Here is a 22,261-nt window from a genome sequence, read left to right on the forward strand (position 1 = left end):
CACGGAGAGCATTTCCCAGTTGACAAAACTATAGGAACACCCCCCTGAACAGAATCGCCGTTATCGGTTGACGGTGCGGCGATTGCCGCCAGCGGCGACATAAGCGGCTGAGCAATGAGGCCCGCCGTCAAAACGGTTGCGACGGCGCGGTTAGCAACGCCCTTGACGTTGACAGTCTTGGCCCGAGGCCCAAAGTGTTGTGGACTGTAGTTTGCCATGGCTTTCTCCCTTTGACACGGATGTATCCATACGCTTCAAACTGTAGGTGCCGATTTTTGAATTCTGTTGCGCAACATTGGTCACCAGCGGATTTTTTGAAACTCGCACTCTCGTGCTTCACAATTTCGTCACATATGTAGGAGCTGGTGCATCATATTATTGCGGGATCAAATTGAACCTGTGATTTGCATTTGCTCCCGCGTCATCCGCCCTATCGGATTCCGCATCCAACAGACACCTCGTCCGCCACGGTGTAGAGTTAGGACAACGGGCGCGTTGCGCGGCCCGCGCTGGAACGAGGTGGACATGGAACTCGACAAGCAACAGATCGAACGACTGCGTGAGCGTCATCATCGGCGTCACGGCATCCGCCCTGCTCATAGCGAAGCCATGGAAAACGTCACCCGCTTCCTCAAGCGCGCATTCAACATTCGCGAGGGACGCGCGCCCTATCACGTGATTCGCAAGCGCTTTGTAAACGGGGCGCGCCTGACTGGCTCGCACTTATGCATCCTCATCATTGCCATGTTGATCGCGAGCATCGGCCTCGATATCGACTCGGATATCGCCATTGTAGGTGCCATGCTCATCTGCCCGCTCATGGGCTCGGTCCTTGCCACGGCATACGGCATCGCCACGCTCGACCGCGAGATTACCGTCGAAGCCGTCGCCGGCCTTGCGCTGCAAATGGCCTTTTGCCTGGTCACATCCACGTTGTACTTTAAGCTCTCGCCCCTTGGCACCACCACGGCCGCCATCATCGACAACTCGACGCCCACCGTGTGGGACCTCGCTGTCGCGCTCGCCGGCGGCTTTGCAGGCGGCCTAGGCAACTCACGCGACCAGGAACCCGCCACGCTTATCGCGGGCGTGGCCGTGGCAACCGCGCTCATGCCGCCCCTGTGCGCGGCGGGCTATGGCATCGCCATCGCGAGCGGTTCGCTGTTCCTCTCGGCGCTCTACGAGTTTGGCATCAACGTGGTCTTTATCGCGCTCGCGGCCGAAGCCGTACTACTTCTATTGCGCGTGCCGCTCAAGCGCGACCTCAACGGCGACGGCATTGTGACCGCCGAAGAAGATGCCGAGGTCGACGAGCTGTCACGCAAGGTGCGCCGCCGCATTATTGTGGGCACGGTGATCTTTGCCATCCCCTGCATCATCATGACGGCGGGTTCCATTGGCTCGGCACAGGCCGGCGTGCAGGACGGCTACGGTGTCACCGAGACCACACGCGAGCTTGCCGCGGTGCTGCCAGGCTTTAAGGATTACACCGTCGCCGTCGAGACCTCGGCTGCCGAAGGGAACGAGGAAGGCATGGTCGAGCGCGAGGTTGTCGCCCACGTGACGACAAGCGAGACGCTTGGGGCGCACGACCGTCACGTCGCCCGCAAGCTCATTGACCTCAACGTGCCCGAACTCGATCGCGTTGAGTTTGACGTGAAGTGATGCGGGATGTGAGATGGATGCGCGCACAGGCGCGAGTCGGAACGAGGCGCAGACGCGACGCAGGCCGCGAGCAAAAAAGCGGGGCGCGATTCATGTCCGTGCCCCGCTCGCTGTTTTATTGCCGTGAATCAACTGTCCGCATCGACATCGCCAGACCCCACCGTAAACGCCGGACCGGTACTCACCAGATAAAAACGGGTCACCCTGGTATCTCTAAATAGGTAGAGCAAGCCCTGATCGCGTCGGCGTGACAAGTACGCCACGTGGACCGTACCGAATTCTTCACCGTTTTCCTTCTTTAATATCAGGATGTTGGGGTCATCCGTACGCTTAAACTGCCCGTCTGTGCAGATTCCGTCTTGGTCGACCAGCTGCCATCGACAGTTGTCCTCCTCAAGAAAAGCCAGGGTTACCCGACTCGTTTTGTCATCCCGATAGAAACCATCAATGGCAAACCCTTCGGAAGCGCATTCCTGCATATAGGACGTTTCTCGGCTTATAGCAAACAGCCCTGTAGCGCCCAGGAGCACAGCCAGGCAGACCACTGCAAGGGTTATTGAGATAGTGCGGCGGCCCATGCTAGCCCAGCCGATAGTTGCTTAACGGAGCGTGAAACATACCTGGAACCTCCGATATCAGGGGGAACGTCGCCTATGGCCTGCCGGCAATCATATGTTTCCAACATCAAACCATATGGTTACAACTCGTTGGAGATAGGTTCCATGAACGGACGATAATTTGCGGCGAACGGCTACATATGTTCATTATCTCAGGGTTCTGGAGGCAATTTTTGGTGCCACCGAGACGTTGTTTTCGGAAGTATGCGGCAAATTCCGGAACTCTTGAGCACATCCTGGTTTTTCACCAATAAAACCGCAGGTACAGAGCTTGGACATATCCGATGTGCTCGGCCTATTCAGATTTTGCCGCATACTTCCGAAATCTAAGTTCGCAAAGGGTGATAGTTGGGGCGTTTACGCAACAGATGTCCAGTAAAAACGGGTGGCAGCCGGTATGGCTACCACCCGTTTGTCTCATATCTAGCCCAAAGCAGGCCAGTTATTTCTTAATGCCGCGTCCCAGGCGCTCGGCGACCGACGCCACGGCCTCCTCGCTGGCCGGCCCGCAGCTCACGCAGCCGTCGTGGGCGCGCATCTGGCCGGTGACCTCGTCCATCGCGAGCGGCGCCACCTTCTCGAGCTTAAAGCCCTTGCCGGCGCGCATGTTCTCCTTGGCCACACTGATCATGAGCTTAATACGGTTGAGCTGGTTGACCTCGGATGCACCGGGGTCGTAGTCCACCGCGACAATGTTGCTCTCGGGGTGCTGACGGCGCAGCTCCTTGATCACGGCCTTGCCCACCACGTGGTTGGGCAGGCACGCGAAGGGCTGCGTGCAGATGATGTTGGGCGCGCCGTGGTCGATGAGGTCGAGCATCTCGGCCGTGAGCAGCCAGCCTTCGCCCATGTTGTTGCACACCGAAAGCACCGTGCGGGCCTTGTCGGCCATGGTGCCGATGCGCTCGGGCGCCTCAAAGCGGCGGGACTTCTCGAGCATCTCTTCCACCGGCGTGCGCATCCAGTCCACGAGCTTGATGAGCGCTTGCATGCCCGCGCGCGTAGTGGCAGAGCTTCCCAGCTCGTCCTTCTGTAGCTCGGCGTTGCTCATGGAGTAGAGGAAGAAGTCGAGCAGGCCCGGCACCACGGCCTCGCAGCCCTCGCGCTCAATGACATCGACCACGTGGTTGTTAGCCGTGGGATGGAACTTGACCAAGATCTCACCGACCACGCCCACGCGCGGCTTGGTGCCCTCGCCCACGAGCGGCATGGTGTCGAACGCGCGGATGGCCTCGCGGCACAGCTTGGTGTAGTTGTGGCGGTTAAACTTGGGCGCCAGCTTGCGGGCACGCGCCATGTACTCTTCATAGAGCGTGTTGGCGGCACCAGGCGTGGCCTCGTACGGGCGGCAGCGGTAGAGCATCTGCATCATCACGTCGCCAAAGAGCACCGCGTAGACTGCCTGCTTAAGCAGCGCCGGCGTCAGCTTAAAGCCGGGGTTGTCCTCGCCCAGCGCCACGGCCGAAAGCGAGATCACGGGGATCTCGGGGTGGCCGCTCTCGCGCAGGGCCTTGCGGATGAGCGCGATGTAGTTGGTGGCACGGCAGCCGCCGCCGGTCTGGCTGATGACCACGGCGGTCTTGGACAGGTCGTACCGACCGCTCTCGATGGCCTCCATAATCTGGCCCGTCACCAGAATCGACGGGTAGCAAATGTCATTGTTCACATAGCGCAGGCCAGCCTCGACGGCATCGTGGTCGGTCGAGGGCAGCAGCTCCAAGTTGTAGCCGGCACCGCGGAACACCTCTTTGACCAGGTCAAAGTGGATCGGCGCCATCTGCGGGCACAGGATGGTATAGCCCTCGTCGCGCATCTGCTCGGTAAAGGGCACCTTGGGCCATGCGGTCGAGGCGCTCTCACGCTGTGCCTCGAACGTGTACTTGCGGCTCGCGAACGCGGGGGCATCCGTGGAGGGCGCCACCGGCGCAGCGTCGCCCTGCTCAAAGACCTTGCCCGCAGCCGTGGCCTCGGCCAAGCGCTCGGCCTCCTGGTCCTTGAGTGCCGCCATGAGCGAGCGGATGCGAATGCGCGCGGCGCCCAGGTTGGACACCTCGTCGATCTTGAGCACGGTGTAGATCTTGCCACTGGCCTCCAGGATCTCCTGCACCTGATCGGTGGTCAGGGCATCGAGACCGCAGCCGAAGGAATTGAGCTGGATCAGGTCCAGGTCGTTGCGCATGGTCACAAAGCGGGCGACGGCGTACAGGCGACTGTGGTACATCCACTGGTCGACGACGCGAATCGGACGCTCGGGCTTCACCAGATGCGCAAGCGAATCCTCGGTAAAGACCGCAAAGCCAAAGCTCGAGATAAGCTCGGGCAGGGCGTGGTTGATCTCGGGGTCGTTATGGTAGGGACGACCGGCGAGCACGATGCCGTGACCGCCGTGGTCCTCGACCCACTTAAGAGCCTCCTCGCCCATGGTCTGGATGTCCTCGTGGAAACGCGCATCGGCCTCAAAGGCGGCGTTGACAGCGGCATCGACCTCGGAGCGCGTGATCTTGGGCCCACGCACGCGACCGCGACCGGCTTGCGCATCGGCCACACGGTCGACGGCGAGCACCTGGTACAGACGGCGCTTGAGCTCGGTCTTGTCATGATAGGGCACAAACGGGTACAGGAACTCGATGTTCTGCTCGCGGATCTCGTCGATGTTGAGCGCCAACGCCGTGGGGTAGCTCATGACGATGGGGCAGTTGTAACAGTTGCCGGCGGTCGGATCCTCCTTGCGCTCCCAGCGCACGCACGGCATCCAGATAAAGTCGACATCGCGGTCGATAAGGTTCATCACATGGCCGTGGCTCATCTTGGCCGGATAGCACACGCTCTCGGACGGCATGGACTCGATACCCGCCTGGTAGGTCTTCTTGCTCGACTGGTCGGACAGCTGCACGCTAAAGCCCAGGCGCGTAAAGAACGCATGCCAGAAGGGGTAGTTCTCGTACATGTTGAGCGCGCGCGGAATGCCGACGGTGCCGCGCGGGGCCTCGTCGGGGCTCAGCACCTCGCGGTTAAAGAGCAGCTCGTTTTTCTTTTTGAAGAGGTTGGGGGCCTCGGTCTTTTGCTTTTTGTGGCCGGCACCCTTCTCGCAGCGGTTGCCGGTAATGAAGCGCCTGCCGCCGCCAAAGTCGTTGACGGTGAGCTGGCAGTTGTTGGAGCAACGGCCGCAGCGGACATGCTTTTGCGTCACGGTGAGGTGCGCGATATCCTCAGCCGAAAGGATGGTCGAGGTGCCGTCGGCGCCGGCGCGATCGCGGGCGAGCAGGGCCGCACCGTAGGCGCCCATGCAGCCGGCGATGTCGGGGCGCACGGCATGCACGCCGGTGAGCTGCTCAAACGCGCGCAGCGTGGCATCGGACATAAAGGTGCCACCCTGGACGATCACCTGACTGCCGATCTCCTTGGGGTCGCGCAGCTTAATGACCTTGAACAGGGCATTCTTGATGACAGAATAGGACAGGCCGGCCGCGATGTCGCCCACCGTGGCGCCTTCCTTTTGCGCCTGCTTAACGCGCGAGTTCATAAAGACCGTGCAGCGGCTGCCCAGGTCGACGGGGGCCTTGGCATGGATGGCGGCATCGGCAAACGCGCGCACGTCCATGTTCATAGACACGGCGAAACTCTCGATAAAGCTGCCGCAGCCCGACGAGCAGGCCTCGTTGAGCATGATGTGCTCGATGACGCCGTCCTTGACGCGCAGGCACTTCATGTCCTGGCCGCCAATGTCCAGAATGAACTCGACGCCGGGCAGGAATGCCTTGGCGCCACGCAGGTGCGCAACGGTCTCGATCTCGCCGGAGTCGGCCTTGAGGGCCTCGATGAGCAGCGCCTCGCCGTAGCCCGTGGTGGTCACGTGGCCGATGGTACAGCCGGCGGGGATGTGGTTGTAGAAATCGGCCATGATGACCTTGGCCGTGCCCAGGATGTCGCCGTTGTTGTTGCCGTACCAGGTGTGCAACAGCTGGCCGTCCTCGCCCACGAGCGCGGCCTTCATGGTGGTGGAGCCGGCGTCGATACCGATGAACACGCGGCCGGTGTAGCCGTCGAGCTTGCCCTTGGGGACGACTTCCTGGTCGTGGCGACCCTTGAACTCGGCAAAGTCCTCGTCGGTGGCAAAGAGCGGATCCAGACGCTCGACCTCGGCACCCTGCGTGTCACCCAGGGCATCGATGGCCTCGATGAGCTGCGGGAACGTGCTGAGCTTGTTGGACTCGTGCGCCATGGCGGCGCCGCTCGCCACAAACAGGTGAGCGTTTTGGGGCACGATACGGTGTTCCTCGTCCAGGTTGAGCGTGAGGTAGAAGCGGTGGCGCAGCTCGGAGAGGTACTGCAGCGGGCCGCCCAGGAAGGCGACGTTGCCGCGGATGGGACGACCGCACGCCAGGCCCGAGATGGTCTGGGTCACGACGGCCTGGAAGATGGAGGCGGCCACGTCCTCGGGACGGGCGCCCTCGTTGAGCAGCGGCTGCACGTCGGTCTTGGCAAATACGCCGCAGCGACTGGCGATGGGATAGATGGTGGTGGCGTTGGCCGCGAGCTCGTTGAGGCCGCTGGCATCGGTGTGCAGCAGGGTGGCCATCTGATCGATGAAGGCGCCCGTGCCGCCGGCGCAGGTGCCGTTCATGCGCTGCTCGATGCCGTTATCGAAGTAGATGATCTTGGCGTCCTCGCCGCCCAGCTCGATGGCGACGTCGGTGGCAGGGATGAGGGTCTCGACGGCGCGTTTGCTGGCGATGACCTCCTGGACAAACTCCAGGTCGAGCCACTGCGAGAGCAGCAGACCGCCCGAGCCGGTGATGGCGCAGGTCATTTGAGCCGTCGGCAACACGGTCGCGGCGCCTTCGAACAGGTCGCGGGCGCAGGCGCGGACATCGGTGTGATGGCGCTGGTACTTGGCGTAGACAATTTGGTTGTCGTCGTTGAGCACGGCGAGCTTGACGGTGGTGGAGCCCACGTCGATGCCCAGGTGCAGGTTGCCGCGGGCGTTCTCGGGGTTGAAGATCGCGCCTTCGGGGGCCTGAGCGGCGGCTACGGGCTCGACAGCGGTGGCTGTGGTTACGCCAGTCGGTACGCCGGCGACGATTGCCTCCCCCGCTGCATTCTTGGCCTCGGCGACTGCCCCGGCAACTTTCTCGGCAGCAGCGGTCGCCGCCTTCTGCGCGGCATCCGCCACGGCGGGCGCGGCCTCACGCGCGGCAGCGACCATACGGTCCTTAATGCCCTCGACGAGTTTGCTCATCTGTCTCTCCTCTTAGTTATGGGACTCAACGGACACGGCGGTGTCGACCGCGTCTTCGAGCTGCAAGTTCAATAGCTTCATGCCGTATTCCGGCACGTTGATATCGATGGGTTGGCCATACAAGTCGCCGGGACGCACAAAGGCGATAACCGTCATAATGCGCGCCATGGCCTCGGGCGATTCGGTGAGCCCGCGCTCATACCAGCGTTGGAGCAGACCGACCTCGGCACTCACGACGAAGGTGACGTAGTAGTCAAAGAACGTACCCAGCGCCAGGCCCAAAATACCCGTCTGCGCACGCGGCACCACGGCCTCACGCGCGGTGTCGATAATCTTTTTAATGAAGGCTTGATCGCCGCCCGGGCCCAGCAGCGATCCGATCAGATCGCGGTTGGCCGCAAGATAGCGCAGCAGCTCAACCGAACCAGGTGCTGGCTCGAGCTCATCGATGCTGCGATACAGATCGGGCAGATGAGCTGCGGTAATGAGCTCAACGTGCTCGCGGATCTCAGCCAGCAGACTTTCCTCGATCTGATTGATAAAGTCGGGAATATCGCGGTAGTGCGAATAGAACGTGCGGCGCGTAAGGCCGGCACGCTCGGTGAGCGACGCGACATTAATGCGCGAAAGATCGCCGCTTTCGGCAAGCTCGCTGGCAAGTGCCTGGCGAAGGGCGCGCTGCGAGCGAAGGGACCTGCGATCGCATTTCTCGAGCTGGGACAAGCGTCCTCCTTGTTACTCAGCCTGTGCGCTATTGCACAGTGCGAGTATTATTGCACACCGTGTGTATCAACACGTAAAGGCAATATTTAGATTGTGGCAAAGGGACTGTCTTTTTGTCACATTAGGTTGCGCTCAGCTTTTAGAAGCGACATTGCCGATTGTCCAAAATGTCATTCGTGGGTAGAATGGTGTCGACGGCAGCCCAAGTTCTGCAAAGCTGGCCAGCGCCGTTGCGTGGATTAAGGGGTCAACGCCTTAGCGGCGGCGACCCCTCTTTCGTTGCTTCGAGCGTTGCTTGAGTGCCTCGGAAAGTCCGATAAGCGTCGTAAGAAGCGAGACCAATGCGGTCAGGAGCCTCACGAAATCAATCAAATCGGTCATGGGCATCACCTCCCATCAGATGGAGGGCGCTGCCCGGCACATGGAACTGCCGCCAACAGCAACAATTCTATCAAAGCGCAGTTAAATATGCGAATATATGTTCGTGTTTAAAGAAGCTAGTCCCCACTGTGACAAAGGGACAGTCCCTTTGTCACATTATTCAATGATGGTGCGGGAGCTCTGCTTATGCATGGTGGCGAGCATGTGTTTGGGGACGGCGTGGACCATGCAGCTGCCGATAGTTGCGCTCGCAGCAGCCTTAGCTGCATCGCTAGCGTTTTTGGTCGCATAGCTGTGGCGGAAACGCTTGAGCATGGCGATGTCGTTGCCGCCGTCGCCGTAGACCGCGACCTCGTCCTCGGCAATACCGTAGTAGCCCGCCAGCCAGGCCACACTCTCGCCCTTGTTGCACGCCACGTCCGTGATCTCGAACATCACCGGATCGAACGGCGCGTTGACCACATGGTCCGAGCGTTCGGCAAGATAGGCCTTAAGGTCACGCTCCAGCTCGGGCGAGGTCACGCGACAATTGATCTTGCATACATCGTGGCGCAGGATGTCACCGATCGACTGGTCGAAATACTGCTCCTCGTGATACCCACCGCGCGCACGCATGCCGCGCATCACAATACGCTTGATGGGGCTGTCCTTTTTAAAGCCCGCCTGATGCATCTCGAACGAACCGCTCGAGTACATGCCATCGGGCGTGGAACAATCAAAGCAAATGTCCGGGAACGCCTTGAGCAGTTCCTCAGTGACCTGCGGATCGATGGTCCAAGTCTTGAGCACCTCGCCATGGCTGTCGCGCACGATGGATCCATTGGAGCAGCAGGCGTCAAGCGCCAGGCCCGTAAAGCCATGCTCGCCGATCGGCAACGTCGATCGTCCAGTCGCGGGAACCACGTGCAGGCCAGCCTCAGTCAGCTCGCGAATGGCGCGGCGGATGGTCCCATCCGCCTCGTGCAGGGCGTTCAGCAACGTTCCGTCTAAGTCACTCGCGAACATCTTGATCATGGACATGCCTCTCCTTCGTCTGCCCGATATTGTAGACGAAGGAGAGGCATGTCCAAACAATGCCGTCCCGGCGCGGCGTACCACCGCCTTCACAAATTCACGGTGCCCCAGCGCGTTAAGACAATCGCCGCAATCGATTTTTCAGCCGATAAAACAGAGCCGTCATCAACGTCAGCACCGCCAACATGGCTGCGAATACAATCGCCGGTGTCCATCGATCATATGCAACCCCGTACGTCAATTGGCCGATAGGCGTTGCGCAGGAAAGGACCATGTAAACGACCGAAAGCACTTTTCCGCAGAGCTCAGTCGGCGCTGTCCGCTGAACAAACGCGATGATTTCAACCGACGCAATGCTTGCCCACACCATGACCCATGCCGAACCAACTGCAAACACGGTGAACATGTATGTATCTGCGCCGAACAGTAGGGTGACAATGATCGGTGCGATTCCAAAACAGATCATCGCAACATATCGACATATGCCATTGAAAGAAAAACGATGCGGCCAAATGCCGACCAAGCCACTGCCGGCAAGACCACCCAAGCCCATAGCAACCTCAACTATCCCAACACAGGACGATTGCATGCCGAGATGCTTTGTAACAATAATGGGAGCGCCAATCGTTAGCCCAACCAACGCAAAGTTCAAAACAGCCGCAAGCAAAATCACAGCGACCAATGATGCATTTTGCAACAGGTACCGAATCGACTCCCAAAAATCGTTTCGGTATGTCGTACGAGTCGCGCCGTCTCCCATCGTTTCAGATGAGGCATTTTGCTTGAGTGCGACCCCAAACAAGAGAGCTGACATCGCAAACGCCACCGACGCGGTTGTGCAAAGAGCATCGATGCCAAAGCACCCATAGACTGCCGTCCCGACCACAGGACCCAAGATATTGCTCACCATGGTCACCTGCGAAACCAATGCAGTGGCCCGCTCAACCTTCTTTTCACCCGCCATGCGCACCGTCTCAATTTGGAGCATTGGCTTTAGCAGCGATTGAACACCATATTGAACACAAAGTATCGCTACTACGACGACCGCAAGAGGCAATGAGCGCTTCATGGGGATAGACAGCAGCGATGCAGTCATCAGAGCAATGCCGAGGGCCACGAGGACCTCGCGATGTCTTCCCCGATCCGCCAAGATTCCGCCAGCCGGAGTTGCGAGTACGCCGGGTATGAACGCCGTCGCCACGACGGCGCCATATAACGTTGACGAGCCGCTGCAATCGAACAAGTAAAGCGGATACGCAAAGCACAGCGCCGACAGCATCGAATACGTGCACAGCTGCGCAACCAGAAGTTCCGCGAGCCTGATTGACCGCACTGTTTTTTGTGTCAATGAGACGCTATTCCTCCGCATTCAAGCCATAAGCCCACCCCCTATACATACCACTAGTATGTATTTAATGACTTGAAAAGGGCAGCCGTGGCTACCCTTACAAATCAATTACATACCGTCAGTATCTATATTACCACCCGGCGCGGTCCCATACGTCCCAAATCTGCGCCGTTGTCTGAAGCACTTCTTCCCCCAAATCGAGTCCCACCGCGGCAGCCATCTGCGCCAAACATTGAGCGCGAGCGAGCATTCGATCCTTGGTCTCGAGCGGACGGAACAATGGCAGCAGCCAGAGATTCGCCAGCAACGATACGGCCTCTGCTGCTTCGCGCGGGCATTCGCACGCAATAGAGCCGTCGGCGATGCCCTCCTCGATCACCGGCAAGAGATAGCCATCGGCCGACTCGTCGAACGAGCCCTGGTACTGCATCGCCAGTAGACGCGAGCTTTTTACCGGATCTGCCGCAGGATGCATGCGTGCCCATAGCTCAATTTGTGGAACGACAGACTCGGGCGCGTACAGTCGCTTGAGCTTTTGGGCTCCGGTCATATTACCGACGCCAAGCATCGAGCGGCGGTGCTCAACAATCGGAGCCATTGCCCGATCAAATGCGGCGTTGAAAATCTCTTCTTTGCTCTTAAAGTGATGATAGACAGCGCCCTTGGTCATGCCATCGAGACGGTCAACGATATCTTGAATGCTCGTCCCCTCATAACCCTGTGCACAGAATAGCTCCAGTGCCGCGTCGAGAATCTTCGCGACCGTCTCCTCGGGATATTTATTGCGACCCATAATCCGCCCATCCACAACGCAAGTCTTGTGCCTCATTGCAGCATTTTAACGTTGCGGATGGCAGGCGGTCGATCCTACACCGCGGCCGGGCCGTGTTCGCCGGTACGGATGCGGATGACTTCTTCGACCGGCTCGACCCAAATCTTGCCGTCGCCGACGGCACCGGTGCGAGCGGCGTTGCAGATGATGTCAACGATACCGTCGACGTGCTCGTCGGCGCAGATGAGGGTGAACTGTACCTTGGGGATCGTGTTGACAAGCAGCTCGTTGCCGCGCACGTATTCCTTCCAGCCATGCTGCGCGCCGCAGCCCTGCACCTGGTTGATAGTCATACCGCGAACATCAGCAGCAAACAGCGCGTCTTTAAGAACCTCGAGCTTCTCAGCACGAACGATCGCCGTAATTATCTTCATAGTAAATTCCTCTCTTCAATAAAAGAAATGAGTTGCCATTCAATGAGGCGGGTTTCCCAGGTGCCGCAGATTGGGCTGAAAGAGGAGCGCCGCGTACTTTTGTACGCAAGCGACGGTTTGAAACCCAAGGTGCGGTGCCTGGGGAAGCCGCGCGACGATTGAACGGCAAGGTGCGGAGCCTGGGGAAGCTGCTAATCGAGTCCGGAGAACGAAGGATATGCGCTCTCGCCGTGCTGACTCGCATCCAAGCCCAGCGCCTCGTCGGCCTCGTCCACACGCAGGCTACCGTGGAACAGTGCCTTGACCACCGCGGCGATTGCCAAGTCGAGCACCATCACGATGACGACCGTCACCACAATACCCAGGACCTGCGAGATGAGCAGCGACGCGTCGCCCGTGTAGAACAGGCCGCCCTTACCGGTCCACGAAAGCTCCGGTACGCAGAACAGGCCCGTGAGCACGCCGCCCAAGATGCCGCCGATACCATGGCAGCCAAACGCGTCGAGCGCATCGTCGTAGCCAAACTTGGTCTTAAGATGGCTGATGGCCAGGTAGCAGACGGGCGACACGATCAGGCCCATGACCAGCGCCGCCCACGGCTCGACAAAGCCCGCGCCCGGCGTGACCACCACGAGGCCCGCGACCAGACCGGTGCTGGCACCCACCAGTGTGGGACGACCAGTGTGCACGCGCTCGACGGCAAGCCACGAAACCATGCCTGCCGCGCTAGCCGTCACGGTGTTGAGGATGGCGAGTGCCGCCACGGTGTCGGCCTTAAACTCGCTGCCGCCGTTAAAGCCAAACCAGCCAAACCAAAGCAGGCCGGCGCCCAGCGCCACAAACGGTACGTTATGCGGACGATAGCTCACCATGCCAAAGCCGCGACGACGGCCGAGCATTAAGCAGAGAATCAGGCCCGTAAGACCGGACGAGATGTGCACCACGTCGCCACCGGCAAAGTCGAGCGCGCCGATAATGTCGCCGATAAAGGAGCCATCGCCGCCCCAAACCATGTGGGCGAGCGGTGCATAGACCACGAGCAGCCAAATGCCCAGAAAGGCCGTCATGGCGCCAAACTTAACGCGACCGGCCAGACTACCCGTAACGATAGCGGCGGTGATCATGGCAAACGCCATCTGGAAGGCGATGTTGATGATCTGAGGGTAGACGGCACCATCCGCAGCATTGCCCTCGGCCGCCTGCAGCACCTGGTTGAGCACCGGCAGGCACAGCAGCTGGTCAAGGCCTCCAATAAACGGGCTGGAACCGTCGCCGCCGTAGGCCAGCGACCAGCCGGCAACAATCCACAGCACACCAACCAAGCCAATGGCGCCAAAGCACATAAGCATGGTGTTGATGACATTTTTGCGCCTGGACAGGCCGCCATAGAAAAACGCCAGACCCGGTGTCATTAAAAACACGAGCATGGTGCAGATGAGCATAAACGTTGTCGATCCCGTATCGTACATTCGCTCCCCCTTGGTCGCATGGACGTTGTCGGCGCCCATAATGCGGCCGAGGGGCAACTGGTGTAGACCAGATACGGCGTTGTTAAACGCCGCGTTGTCGAATGGAAACGGTGCCGCAATCTTGGAAACGGCGCGGCAACGGGCGCGAAACGAACGGGAAACGTGCGAACGAGAAGGGCGCGCTTGGCCCCGCTCTGGCTAGCGCCGGAACAGCTCGCGGGCTCGGTCGCGGAGGTCGGTAGCTCGGATGACGCCCTCGTAGCGATTGATGCGCAGACGCGGGAAGGCGTTGAAGAAGCGCAGGTCGCGGCGGCTGAGTGACACGCTCGGCACCGGACGGCTCATGCGCTTGCCGGCAAGGCGACGACTGAGCGACGGACGCGGCATGCTCGGCGCGGCATCGGCCACGCGGCGGGCAGCGAGCGCCAGGCCGCGAGCACCATCCGAGATAAACGTCGGCATCGAAGCCTTCTCGCGCAGGGCATCGAGCGCGGCGTCACCCAGCTCGGCCAGCCAGGCGTTAACGGCGCGACCGCGGATATGCGTCTGCGCCACCGAGTCGATCGCCGAATCGGGAATACGTTCGAGCATAGAGTCGGAGGCATCGGCAAGCGACTCATTGATGCGGTCGGCAAGGTCGGCACGCACACGCTCCAGCTCATCGGACAGGCGGCGCCAGCTGGCCAACGAGCACACCGCATCGACCATCATCGCGACCGCGACGATAAAGGCGGACAGCCGCACAATCAGCACCGGCAGATGGCCAAGCAGCCCCAGCAATGCCGGCTCCACTAAACGGCAAATGCACAGCGCGCCCAAGCCAAACGCACAGGCCCAGTACAGGCAGATGCGTCCGTGCAGGTTAAACGGCAGGTGTGAGTAATCCCAAAAGCGCGCGCCTGTTGTTTTTTCCAACAACACGCCTACGCTGTACTCAATCAAGCTGCATACGAGCGCCGCGGCAACAAACTGGCTCGAGGCATCCGGAATCCCGCGCAGCAAAAGCCAGCAGGCTATGCCGCCCACACCATAGATAGGGCAACACGGCCCCAGCAAAAAGCCACTGTTGGCAAATCGTCCGTGATTGAGCATGGCGCAAACCGTCGACTCCCACGCCCAGCCGCAAAACCCGTAAAAGGCAAACGAGAGCACCAGTGCCGAGAGTGGACAGGCGGCAAGCGTCGCGCCGTCAAATGCCATGTCGATCGCGGTTCCCACCGTCTACCCTCTCCTCTTTTCGTTCGATTCGCTGCTCACGTCATCGTCCGCCTCGTCCTTGCGCCGCAGACGGCCGGCGACCGTCTCGCGCAGTGCGCACCATTTATCCGCTAGGCACACAATCCATGCCTCACGACACGTCGGCGGCACCGGTACCAGCGGAAACATATGCCGTACGATAATATTCCGCTCGCGCGGCGTCAGCTCAAAATCTTCCTCCGCACGCGCCAGGGCAAAAAACGGGTGACGAAAGCCATGCAGTCGATGGCTTGGGTCGGGATCGTGCCAGTCATAGAGAAAGTAATCGTGCAGCAGGGCCCCGCGCAGCAGCGAGGCGCGGTCGACCGAAATGCCAGCACGGCCCAAGCGCTCGGCAAATGACAGACTTGCCCGCGCCACCGAGGTCACATGCGCATACACCGTCACATCGCCATGCTGGATAAACTCGCGCGTCAGGTCCAGACGGCCCGCCTGGGCCAGCTGACGGGCAGCATGGTCTACTTCGCACGCGATTTTCTCGGCACGAACGGTATCGGACATGCGGCCTCCTTCCGGCGGCGCTCGGCGGCAAGCCACAGCCTGCACGCAATGAATAAAATCATCATGGAACTTATCAGTATGGCATCGGACAAAACGTTTTGCCCCACCAGTTGGCGAATTACCGCGTCGCCGTCACATATCAAACGCCAAAATGTGCGAGACTGTTTTGTGCAATTGTGCCGGCCGAGGGAGCGCCGGCGCTCGATTCGCATGGAGTAACCCACAACGATGCTGCTTACGCAAACGACAACGCCCGAGGACGTCAAGGCTCTCGACCGCGCCGAGCTTCCGCTGCTCTGCGGCGAGATTCGCCAGGCAATCCTCGAAAGCTCCGCTGCTGTCGGCGGGCACGTTGCCCCCAACCTGGGCGTCGTTGAGCTTACGGTTGCGCTTCATCGAGTGTTTAACTCCCCCATCGACAAGATTGTCTTTGACGTTTCGCACCAGACCTACGCCCACAAGGCGCTGACTGGGCGCGCGTACACTTATATTGATCCGGAGCGTTATGGTGAGGCTTCTGGCTTTGCCAATCCCGACGAGTCCGAGCACGACTTGTTCGCCATGGGCCACACCTCCACATCGGTGAGCCTGGGCTGCGGCCTGGCGCACGCTCGTGACCTGGCGGGCGATACGTACAACGTAATCACCATCATTGGCGACGGCTCGCTTTCGGGCGGTCTAGCGTTTGAGGGCTTCAACAATGCCGCCGAGCTCGACAGCAACTTGATCATCGTCGTCAACGATAACGACCAGTCCATCGCCGAAAACCACGGTGGCCTGTATCGCAATCTGGCCGAGCTACGCGCCAGCAACGGCACCTGTGAGCGCAACGTTTTTCACGCGCTGGGGCTCGACTACCGCTATCTGGACGCCGGCAACGACGTGTTGGCCCTGGTCGACGCGCTACAGGAACTGCGCGATATCGATCATCCCATCGTGCTGCATGTCTCCACCGCAAAGGGCAAGGGCTTTGAGCCAGCCCAGAGCGACCCCGAGCGCTGGCATCATGTGGGTCCGTTTGACATGGCGACTGGGCGCAAGCTCTGCCCGGGCCATCCGAGCGAGCCTGCGCCGCGCACCTATGCCGACATTACGGGCGAGGCGCTCAGCGCCGCCATCGAGCGCGATCCGCAGGTCGTGGGCATCACGGCCGCCACGCCTTACATCATGGGCTTTACGCCCGAACTTCGCGCCGCCGCCGGCAAACAGTTCGTCGATGTGGGCATTGCCGAGGAGCACGCCGTGACCTTTGCCACCGCGCTCGCCCGCTCGGGTGCCAAGCCGGTCTTTGGCGTGTACGGTACGTTCTTGCAGCGTGCCTATGACGAGCTGTGGCACGACCTGTGCCTCAACGACGCCCCGGCGACCATCCTTGTATTTGGCGCGTCGATCTTTGGCACCACATCCGAGACGCACCTCTCGTTCTTTGATATTTCCATGCTGGGCGGTCTTCCCAACATGCACTACTTGGCGCCGGCCTGCATGGAGGAATATCTGTCCATGCTGAGCTGGTCGCTCGACCACCGCGAGCATCCCGTAGCGATCCGTGTGCCGGGCATTGGCCTGGTAAGCCGCCCCGATCTGGCGCCTGCCGAGGGCGACGATTACGGCGTCGCGCGCTACAACGTCGTGCGCCAGGGCCGCGACGTTGCCGTGCTCGCGCTTGGCGATTTCTTTGAGCTGGGCGAGCGCGTGGCAAACCGCTTGGCTGCCGAGTACGGCATCGAGGCCACGCTCGTCAACCCGCGCTATGCAACTGAGCTCGACCGTGAGTTCCTCGACAGCCTTGCCGCCGAGCATCGCATTGTCGTCACTCTCGAGGACGGCATCTTGGACGGTGGCTGGGGCGAGCGTGTCGCGTGCTACTTGGCCTGCACGCCCGTGCGCACGCGCACCTTCGGCATCGCCAAGGGCTTCCCCGACCGCTACGACCCCAAAGAGTTGCTCGCTCAGAACGGCATGACGGTCGAGAACATGGCCGCCGAAGCCGTAAGGCTACTCAACGAGTAAAAAACCTCCGCAAGGGAAGCACCCCTGCGGAGGTTTTAATTTTCGCGGCGCGATTATCTCAATCTGTAACATCTATGGCCCGAATTCCCGTCTAACTGTTACAGATCGAGACATTCGAATTCCCCTAAGGAGATAATCTCAATCTGTAACAGTTACTCGGCAAAAATGGCTGCAGATGTTACAGATTGAGACAAAACAGTAAGGCATGCCGTTGCATCGGTCAAAACCACCACGAAGGTGCCTGTGAACCTGTCCTTTTTTTGGTAGGTAGAATAACCCATAAGGTAAGTATGTTTCTGAGTTATTTCGTGTTGACCCATTTGAGCGCGATAGGGTATAACTCTACTCAACCGCTAGGGATTTTATTGAGAAAGGTGTTCTACCATGAGCAAAAACCTCTCCCAGCAGGTCGTTCTCGACCGCCGCGGCTTTGTCGCCGCCACCTTCGCAACCGTCGCCGGCCTTGGTCTTGCCGGCTGCTCCGACACTAGCGCCGAGGCCGACAAGGGTTCCGCCGCCGGCTCCTCCAAGAGCCCCAATGATACCGAGGCTTCCACCACGCTCGACGCCAAGGCGTTCGACAAGCTCGTCGACAACGGCCCCAAGGCCGATAACGACGCCATCGCCGCCAGCACCTGGGCCACGGCCGTCAAGGACGCCGGCGTTTTTAAGATCGGTGGCGTTCAGACCTCCACGCTCTTCTCCCTCCTCAACGAGAAAGACGGTCAGACCCGTGGCTTCGATGCCGGCGTCGCGCAGCTTCTGTCCAACTACATCCTGGGCGAGAACAAGGTCGAGATCACCCAGGTGACCTCGGACACGCGCGAGTCCGTCCTGCAGAACGGCCAGGTCGACGCCGTCTTTGCCACCTACACCATCACTGACGAGCGCAAGAAGCTCGTCTCCTTCGCCGGTCCCTACTACTACACCCAGCAGGCTATCCTAGTGCTCGCCGACAACGACGACATCAAGAGCGTCGACGACCTGGCCGACAAGAACGTCGCCGTCCAGTCCGGCTCCAACGGCCCCGCCATCCTGGAGGAGTTCGCTCCCAAGGCCAGCCAGCAGGAGTTCAAGACCGACGAGGAGGCCCGCCAGGCACTCCAGCAGGGCCGCGTTGACGCCTACGTCATCGATAACAACATGCAGCAGAGCGCCCTGGTCCGCGAGCCCGGCAAGTACAAGATCGCCGGCAAGCCCTTCGGCAGCAAGGAGCCCTATGGCATCGGCCTGCCGCTCGATTCCGACGGTGTCGCCTTTGTCAACGACTTCCTCAAGAAGATCGAGGACGACGGCACCTGGACCGAGCTGTGGCAGATCTGCATCGGCGACCGCACGGGCGACACCAACGTTCCCGAGCTGCCCGAGGTCGGCGCCTAGGTAATACGCCTAGTAACGGCCGCTACGAAACCATATGGAAACGCATGATGCGCTTTATTGCGGTAAACTGTTTCCTCACTGAGTTGTCAGGGCTTCCGTACACACGGGAGCCCCTTTCCTTATCGGCGGGAGGTCCGCATGAGTCTCTCCGAGCTCTGGTCGCTCTATGGCCAGAACTATATCGACGCCCTGCTAGCAACCTGGGGCATGACGCTTGAGTCGTTTGCCATCGCCATGGTGCTGGCCGTCGCTGTCACCGTGATGCGCGTGTCGCCGCTCAAGCCGCTGCGCGTCTTTGGCGACCTGTATGTCCAGGTCTTCCGTAACATCCCCGGCATCGCGCTACTCATCATCGTCGTCTATGCGCTGCCGCCGCTCAAGGTCGTCCTGCCCTACCGCACCTGCGTCATCGTCGCCACAGTGCTCTTGGGTTCTGCCTTTGGCTCCGAGAACTTTATGAGCGGCATCAACACCGTCGGTGTCGGCCAAGTGGAAGCCGCCCGCTCGCTGGGCATGAGCTTCAGCCGTATCCTCGCCAAGATCGTGATTCCGCAGGCGCTGCGCTCGAGCGTGCTGCCCATGACCAACCTCTTTATCGCCGTCATGCTCACCACCGCGCTCGGCAGTCAGGTACCGCTTAAGCCGCAGGAGCTCACCGGCGTGGTGAGCTACATCAACACGCGCTCGCTCGGCGGCGTCGCCGCGTTCTTTATCTCGGCACTCGGCTACCTGGGCACGGCCTTTGTGGTGAGCCACATTGGCAACTATATCGATAAGAAGGTGAGGATCCTCCGATGAGCAAACATTCCTCCCCTGCACTTACCATGCGCGATGCGCTCTACGAGGCTCCCGGCCCCAAGATGCGTGCCAAGATTCGCGTCGGCACCGCCATCTCACTTGTTGCCGTGGCCGCGCTCATCGCTCTGGTGCTGCAGCGCTTTTACGTGACCGGCCAGCTTTCGGTCCATTACTGGTACTTCTTTACGCACCTCACCACCTGGAAGTTCCTGCTTGCCGGTTTTGAGGGCACCGTTAAAGTCGCACTCACCGCCGGCGTCATTGCGCTGGTACTGGGCTTAGCCCTTATGCTCGGCCGCACGAGCGGCATCAAGCCGTTGCAGCTGGTCTGCCGCGTGCTCACCGATTTCTTCCGTGGCGTGCCGAGCCTGCTGTTCATCTACTTCTTCTTTTTGGTGCTGCCCCAGTACAAGATCGCACTGCCGTCGTTTTGGATGCTCACGCTTCCCGTCGCGCTCGCTGCGGCCGGCGTACTGGCCGAGATCTTCCGTGCCGGCGTCAACGCCGTGCCGCGCGGTCAGGTCGAGGCCGCCCAGGCACTCGGTCTCTCCAAGGCTAAAATCACCTTTAAAATCGTGTTGCCGCAGGCTATCCGATTTATCATTCCGTCGTTGATTTCGCAGCTCGTGGTCGTAGTCAAAGACACCACCGTCGCCTACGTGGTGAGTTACCCCGACCTCATGCAAAATGCCCGCGTGCTCATTACCAACTACGACGCGCTCGTATCGGTCTATCTGGTGATCGCGGTCATCTACATCCTCATCAACGTCGCGATCAACAAGGCCGCTGTCTACGTCTCGCACAAGACCGGCGCGACCATCATCCGCTAACGCTTTACCATTTCGAGTCATAAGGAGCCGAGCACCATGGCACAGAGCACCTCTTCCACCGGCAATCAGCCGCTGATCGAGCTCAGGCACGTCGATAAGCACTACGGCGATCTGCACGTCCTCAACGACATCAATCTCTCGGTCGACCGCGGCGAGGTCGTCGTTGTGATTGGCCCCTCGGGCTCGGGCAAGTCGACCATGTGCCGCACCATCAATCGCCTGGAAACCATCGACTCTGGCGAGATCCTCATCGAGGGCGAGCCCTTGCCGCAGGAAGGCAAAGACCTTGCCCGCATGCGTGCCGAGCTGGGCATGGTGTTCCAACAGTTCAACCTGTTTGCACATATGACGGTACTGCAGAACGTCATGCTGGGGCCGGTCGACGTGCTGGGCGTGTCCAAGGAGGAAGCTCGTGAGCGCGCCATGGATCTGTTGAGCCGCGTGGGCGTTGCCGAACAGGCCGATAAGGTGCCCGCACAGCTCTCGGGCGGCCAGCAGCAGCGCGTGGCCATCGCCCGTTCACTCGCCATGCAGCCCAAGGCCATGCTCTTTGACGAGCCCACAAGTGCCCTCGACCCCGAGATGATCAACGAGGTGCTCGAGGTCATGGTCCGTCTGGCCCAGCAGGGTATGACGATGATCGTGATTACGCACGAGATGAACTTTGCCCGCCGCGTGGCCGACCGCGTCGTGTTTATGGCCGACGGCCAGATTGTGGAAACCGGTACACCCGACGAGTTCTTTGACCGCCCCAAGACCCAACGCGCCCAGGAGTTCCTCAACTCCATCAAGGGCCACTAACCCAAATGCCACGCAGGGCACATTCATCAGGAGCGTCTGTCCCGCGCCGCATCTGTCCCGCCACGCCCCTGCGCCATGTCCACCCGGATTCGAAAGCCACGCCCATGATCGGAACCCGTACCTCATCGTCCTATACCCCGCACGTCGACGTCGACCCCGCCGACCGCCCGCTTATCCTGGTAGCACCGCGCTGGGAAGAAGCGAAGCCCTTTTTGAGCGAGACGCTCTCCCCCAACGAGGAAATCGCAAGTGTCTTTGTCGATGCCATCCTTGCCGCCGGCGGCCTGCCGCTGCAGATGTCCATCACCGAGGACATTGAGGTCATCCGTCATTACGTCGATATCGCCGACGGCATCGCCATTCCCGGCGGCCCCGATGTCAATCCCAAACGTTGGGGCGATGATCGACCCTACGACCCCACCCTCTGCTGCGAGATCCGCGATAGCTTTGAGTTTAAGCTGGTCGGCGAGGTACTCCGCGCCAAAAAGCCGCTCTTTACCACCTGCCGCGGCACGCAGTTGCTCAATGTCGCCACTGGCGGCACCCTGTGCATGGACGTGCCGAGCCTGGGCGCTCGCGAGGGCCGCACTCAGTGGCGCCATACCCACGTGCTCAACGACCCCGTGCATCCCGTCGAGGTCGTGCCGGGCTCGCTGCTGGAGCGCGCGCTTGGCGGGCGCAGGCTGATCCAGACCAACTCGGCACATCACTGTTGCGTCGACCGTCTGGGTAAGAGCACGCGTTTGGTCGCCAAGGCAACCGACGGCGTTCCCGAGTGCATCGAGGTCGAAGGCCAACCATTCTGCTTGGGCGTGCAATGGCACCCTGAGTACACGTGGAAGACGCTCGAGACCGACTTTAACCTGTGGAAGTCGTTTGTCGAGGCAGCGGCAAAGGTTAAGCAGGCCCGTTAGTTCGCAAGCTACACAAGTTAAAGCCTCCTAAGCCAAGGGGGGCGGACACCAGCCACGGTGCCCGCCCATTACAGTCTGAAATAGGCCATCGATAAATTTCGATGGCGA

The 22,261-nt window shown here is 60.4% G+C and carries 19 protein-coding genes; 7 read left to right on the forward strand and 12 right to left on the reverse strand.

Features of this window, described 5'->3' with window-relative positions; genetic code table 11:
- Positions 1-218, reverse strand: a 218-nt coding sequence (locus DXA43_RS10520; RefSeq protein WP_233540066.1) for a hypothetical protein, incomplete at its 3' end; no start/stop codon positions are given.
- Between the two features lie 307 nt (positions 219-525).
- Between DXA43_RS10520 and DXA43_RS09445 the strand changes: the two genes are divergently transcribed.
- Positions 526-1,665 carry a DUF389 domain-containing protein gene (locus DXA43_RS09445; protein ID WP_117806984.1) on the forward strand — a complete coding sequence of 380 codons (1,140 nt, stop codon included), beginning with the start codon at positions 526-528 and terminating at the stop codon, positions 1,663-1,665.
- A 128-nt stretch (positions 1,666-1,793) separates the two neighbouring features.
- Here DXA43_RS09445 and DXA43_RS09450 read toward each other — a convergent pair whose 3' ends face one another.
- The 11 genes from DXA43_RS09450 to DXA43_RS09495 all read right to left on the reverse strand — a co-directional run bounded on the left by DXA43_RS09450 (position 1,794) and on the right by DXA43_RS09495 (position 15,420).
- Positions 1,794-2,144: a hypothetical protein gene (locus DXA43_RS09450; RefSeq protein ID WP_117798340.1), complete on the reverse strand. Its 351-nt coding sequence runs from the start codon at positions 2,142-2,144 to the stop codon at positions 1,794-1,796.
- Positions 2,145-2,724: 580 nt separating this feature from the next.
- Positions 2,725-7,521: a 2-hydroxyacyl-CoA dehydratase gene (locus DXA43_RS09455; RefSeq protein ID WP_117806986.1), complete on the reverse strand. Its 4,797-nt coding sequence runs from the start codon at positions 7,519-7,521 to the stop codon at positions 2,725-2,727.
- Positions 7,522-7,533: 12 nt separating this feature from the next.
- Complete coding sequence (locus tag DXA43_RS09460) at positions 7,534-8,244, reverse strand: TetR/AcrR family transcriptional regulator (protein ID WP_117775907.1); 711 nt, start codon at positions 8,242-8,244, stop codon at positions 7,534-7,536.
- A 255-nt stretch (positions 8,245-8,499) separates the two neighbouring features.
- Complete coding sequence (locus DXA43_RS10560; RefSeq protein WP_255413571.1) at positions 8,500-8,625, reverse strand: hypothetical protein; 126 nt, start codon at positions 8,623-8,625, stop codon at positions 8,500-8,502.
- Between the two features lie 156 nt (positions 8,626-8,781).
- Positions 8,782-9,645 carry an HAD-IIB family hydrolase gene (locus DXA43_RS09465; protein ID WP_233503174.1) on the reverse strand — a complete coding sequence of 288 codons (864 nt, stop codon included), beginning with the start codon at positions 9,643-9,645 and terminating at the stop codon, positions 8,782-8,784.
- Between the two features lie 109 nt (positions 9,646-9,754).
- The gene (locus DXA43_RS09470) at positions 9,755-10,987 is read right to left on the reverse strand and encodes an MFS transporter (protein WP_158564983.1); all 1,233 of its coding nucleotides are present in this window, start codon (positions 10,985-10,987) and stop codon (positions 9,755-9,757) included.
- 130 nt (positions 10,988-11,117) lie between these two features.
- Positions 11,118-11,780: a TetR/AcrR family transcriptional regulator gene (locus DXA43_RS09475; RefSeq protein WP_158564984.1), complete on the reverse strand. Its 663-nt coding sequence runs from the start codon at positions 11,778-11,780 to the stop codon at positions 11,118-11,120.
- A 74-nt stretch (positions 11,781-11,854) separates the two neighbouring features.
- Complete coding sequence (locus DXA43_RS09480) at positions 11,855-12,193, reverse strand: P-II family nitrogen regulator (protein WP_117806989.1); 339 nt, start codon at positions 12,191-12,193, stop codon at positions 11,855-11,857.
- Positions 12,194-12,384: 191 nt separating this feature from the next.
- Positions 12,385-13,662, reverse strand: coding sequence for an ammonium transporter (locus DXA43_RS09485; RefSeq protein ID WP_117806990.1), 1,278 nt, complete (start codon positions 13,660-13,662; stop codon positions 12,385-12,387).
- 198 nt (positions 13,663-13,860) lie between these two features.
- On the reverse strand, positions 13,861-14,880 hold the full coding sequence (locus tag DXA43_RS09490) for a putative ABC transporter permease (protein ID WP_233540067.1): 1,020 nt from the start codon (positions 14,878-14,880) through the stop codon (positions 13,861-13,863).
- 3 nt (positions 14,881-14,883) lie between these two features.
- The gene (locus tag DXA43_RS09495; RefSeq protein ID WP_117806991.1) at positions 14,884-15,420 is read right to left on the reverse strand and encodes an HD domain-containing protein; all 537 of its coding nucleotides are present in this window, start codon (positions 15,418-15,420) and stop codon (positions 14,884-14,886) included.
- Between the two features lie 228 nt (positions 15,421-15,648).
- Here DXA43_RS09495 and DXA43_RS09500 point away from each other — a divergent pair, with 228 nt between their 5' ends.
- The 6 genes from DXA43_RS09500 (at position 15,649) to DXA43_RS09525 (ending at position 22,153) form a co-directional block, all read left to right on the forward strand.
- Entirely contained in the window at positions 15,649-17,430 is a 1,782-nt protein-coding gene (locus tag DXA43_RS09500) for a 1-deoxy-D-xylulose-5-phosphate synthase (protein WP_117806992.1), read from the forward strand.
- A 384-nt stretch (positions 17,431-17,814) separates the two neighbouring features.
- Positions 17,815-18,810, forward strand: coding sequence for a glutamate ABC transporter substrate-binding protein (locus tag DXA43_RS09505; protein WP_117806993.1), 996 nt, complete (start codon positions 17,815-17,817; stop codon positions 18,808-18,810).
- Positions 18,811-18,948: 138 nt separating this feature from the next.
- A complete protein-coding gene (locus DXA43_RS09510; RefSeq protein ID WP_022094657.1) occupies positions 18,949-19,608 on the forward strand; it encodes an amino acid ABC transporter permease in 660 nt (219 codons plus the stop codon).
- Positions 19,605-20,438 (forward strand): amino acid ABC transporter permease, encoded by an 834-nt coding sequence (locus tag DXA43_RS09515; RefSeq protein ID WP_117802880.1) that lies wholly within the window; start codon positions 19,605-19,607, stop codon positions 20,436-20,438. Before DXA43_RS09510 ends, DXA43_RS09515 begins: the two co-directional genes overlap by 4 nt.
- Positions 20,439-20,474: 36 nt before the next feature.
- Positions 20,475-21,239 (forward strand): amino acid ABC transporter ATP-binding protein, encoded by a 765-nt coding sequence (locus DXA43_RS09520; protein WP_117806994.1) that lies wholly within the window; start codon positions 20,475-20,477, stop codon positions 21,237-21,239.
- Between the two features lie 104 nt (positions 21,240-21,343).
- A complete protein-coding gene (locus DXA43_RS09525) occupies positions 21,344-22,153 on the forward strand; it encodes a gamma-glutamyl-gamma-aminobutyrate hydrolase family protein (RefSeq protein WP_117806995.1) in 810 nt (269 codons plus the stop codon).
- Positions 22,154-22,261: the final 108 nt, after the last annotated feature.

The sequence above is a fragment of the Collinsella sp. OF02-10 genome, assembly GCF_003463445.1.
GTDB lineage: Bacteria > Actinomycetota > Coriobacteriia > Coriobacteriales > Coriobacteriaceae > Collinsella.